This window comes from Vibrio sp. V23_P3S9T160 (assembly GCF_963886625.1).
GTDB classification, from domain to species: Bacteria; Pseudomonadota; Gammaproteobacteria; order Enterobacterales; family Vibrionaceae; genus Vibrio; species Vibrio anguillarum.
The window spans coordinates 1-2521 of the sequence record NZ_CAWPDB010000093.1; the positions used below are offsets into that span (position 1 = coordinate 1).

At 39.4% G+C, this 2521-nt stretch carries 3 protein-coding genes and 2 pseudogenes; 1 reads left to right on the forward strand and 4 read right to left on the reverse strand.

Translation table 11 applies throughout. The annotated features are described in order from the left end of the window. A partial coding sequence (locus AACU59_RS04850) for a transposase (protein ID WP_161437710.1) occupies positions 1-187 on the reverse strand: 187 nt, incomplete at its 3' end. 28 nt (positions 188-215) lie between these two features. Beyond that, a complete protein-coding gene (locus tag AACU59_RS04855) occupies positions 216-731 on the reverse strand; it encodes a hypothetical protein (protein ID WP_161437711.1) in 516 nt (171 codons plus the stop codon). A 299-nt stretch (positions 732-1030) separates the two neighbouring features. Here AACU59_RS04855 and AACU59_RS04860 point away from each other — a divergent pair, with 299 nt between their 5' ends. After that, positions 1031-1867 carry a beta-1,6-N-acetylglucosaminyltransferase gene (locus tag AACU59_RS04860; protein ID WP_017046804.1) on the forward strand — a complete coding sequence of 279 codons (837 nt, stop codon included), beginning with the start codon at positions 1031-1033 and terminating at the stop codon, positions 1865-1867. A gap of 165 nt (positions 1868-2032) precedes the next feature. Here AACU59_RS04860 and AACU59_RS04865 read toward each other — a convergent pair. After that, positions 2033-2365, reverse strand: a pseudogene (locus AACU59_RS04865) (isochorismatase family protein); the annotation flags it as partial. A gap of 5 nt (positions 2366-2370) precedes the next feature. Further along, a pseudogene (locus tag AACU59_RS04870) lies at positions 2371-2521 on the reverse strand (IS3 family transposase); the annotation flags it as partial.

The following is a 2521-nucleotide window of genomic DNA, read 5'->3' on the forward strand; positions in this document are numbered from 1 at the left end:
CGGTTAGCTCTTGCTCTCGCTGACTAGTACTGGTGTCTTTCTTCGAGTTCTTCCGCCACCCGTAGATTTGAGATTCGTGTAAAGAAAGCTGTCTTGCTGTCGCAGCTACTCCCACTTTATCTGCTAACTTCAGGGCTTCTGCTTTAAATTCAGGGGAATGTTTAATTCTAGTTTTCTTAGTTGTCATTGTTCACCTCGTTAGTGATTGTACTCACTTAACTCAGTGTCCAAAACTGCTGGGGCGGATCACCTCGGTTGTGGTTAGTCTTACTGCCAATGCTACAAGCAGAGTCTAACTTACCGAGTAACTTACTCAGTTCTGTTTCATAGACAAATTGTTCTTTAGACTCCCAGCGGTCATACGCACTAGTAGCATAATCTGCCCAGCTATTTTCATATAGTTTGGAATATCCCCCAATAGCAGGGATAGAAAAAATGGCGAATCCGAAAGCAACTATACCAGTGACTATCGCAAAGCAAATAATTACGAGACAAGAAACCATATTAGACAGGAGATCTGAACGAGTTGATAACTTTGAATAAATCCATTCGACAAAAGCAAAGTCGAAACCAATTAGTACGACCAAAAGCCATAAAATAGCTCTACTAACAACAACTTGATGTCTGTTGATGTCGACCATCTGTACGTAATACTCTTTTTCAGCCAGAGTCACTAGTTTATCTAGTGCTTTACTATATCCTTCAGAGTCATAACTTGCTTGTTCTGTCACTTAATGATGTACCTCTTCATAATAGTGCTAACGCCCGCTTAAGGGGCAGACAACGCTACTACCAACTTTCCGCATAACACCATAATCACGAAAACCAACGCATGATAAAAATGCCACGCGTTGGCTGTCCCTCTTGAAGCGTTTGTTAGGTTTATATTTCATTGCTATTGATTAATCAAGACAGAACCCCCATATAGTCTATGGATAAGAACACGCCTTACCACTCAGAACATACATTCCCTAACTGAGATAACTGGAGCGTGAAAATAAATATTCCAGATTTCTCAAGGAATGATCTAATGATTGCTTATCTTATTCTCGTTCACCGCTATCCAGATCAATTTAAACGGCTATTTCATGCAATATACCACCCAAATAATCATTACGTTATCCATGTTGACAAAACTTCTGGAAAAGAAATTTCAGATGAAATAACTTTGTTTCTAAATGATTACCAAAATGCTGAAATTCTTGAATCAGAAAATGCACTATGGGGTGGGTATAGTTTAGTTAATATTGAACTTCGTGGTATGGCTAAGCTATTGAATATGAACAAAAGCTGGACGCATTTTATAAACCTAAGTGGACAAGATTTTCCATTGAAAACTCAGCCATATATTCATGAGTTTTTGTCAAATAATAAAGACAAGGAATTTATTCGAGCACTAGACCAAAATGAAGCTAGGCCTGAAACGATGAATCGCATACAAAATATGTGCTTTGAATATAAAGAGCATATTTACCGACCTAAAATAGCTAGAAAATTCATGTCAGGGATAACACCATTTATTGGCACCCAATGGATGATTGTGTCTCGAAAATTCTGTGATTTTGTTTGTAACACGGATGCATCTCAGCCCTATAAAGAATTTTATAAAAATACATTTATTGCTGATGAAGGATTTTTCCAAACAGTTATGATGAATAACGATTGTCATGGTGAAATAATTCAAGATGACTTGCGACTTATCGATTGGGTACCAGATGGAGATATAAAGCTTAGACCGAGGACGTTTACAATGGCCGATATTTCTAACTTAATTTCGAGCCCTAACCTTTTCGCTCGAAAATTTGACCTATTAGAAGATGCTAAAGTCTTGGATAGGATCGAACATCACCTCGCTGCAACAGTCTAATTTTTAATGAGCTACCCTCAACGGGGTGGCTCAAAAAAACCTAACGCCCGGCTAAGGGGTTGACAACGCACCGCCGAACTCAAAAAACACACTGTAAACACTGAACTTCAATTTTGCACTAAAGCCGCCAAGCGTTGGCAATCCCTCTTGAGCCGTTTGTTAGCCTTATGACGTCAAAGATTGTGTCGATACAGCTGTAATCTTGACACCAAAACTAGAAATACTCGGCAATGTTGCATTGTGATGTACTCGGATTTGCTCACCTGACAAATGAGATTTGCTTTGAGTTGTGTGAGCATCTGATATCAAATCCACCGAGTAACCTAAACCAGCAGCTCGTCGCGTAGTTTTATCTACACAAAACTCTGTGGCGTAGCCGCAGATATAAAGATGCTCAATACAGAGTTCTTGCAGCAACGACTCCAAGTTTGTTCGTAAAAACGAATCTGGCGTTGTTTTGCGTATAAAATGGTCACTACTTTCAACGTGTAATGATGTAGTGGTCAACTAAAATTGGCCACGGTTTTAGAGTTTTCCCAATATAATCGTTCTGATTCATTGGGAGTTAGACCACCGTTATACTGATGTGGCCTGAGTTGGCAGTAATATCCGATAATGTAGCGGGTGATCTCTTGTTGAGCCTCAGCGAAGCTA

What these genes read in the sequence shown, in the direction of transcription:
- AACU59_RS04860 (WP_017046804.1), top strand. Translation starts at nt 1,031, where the DNA reads ATGATTGCTTATCTTATTCTCGTTCACCGCTATCCAGATCAATTTAAA.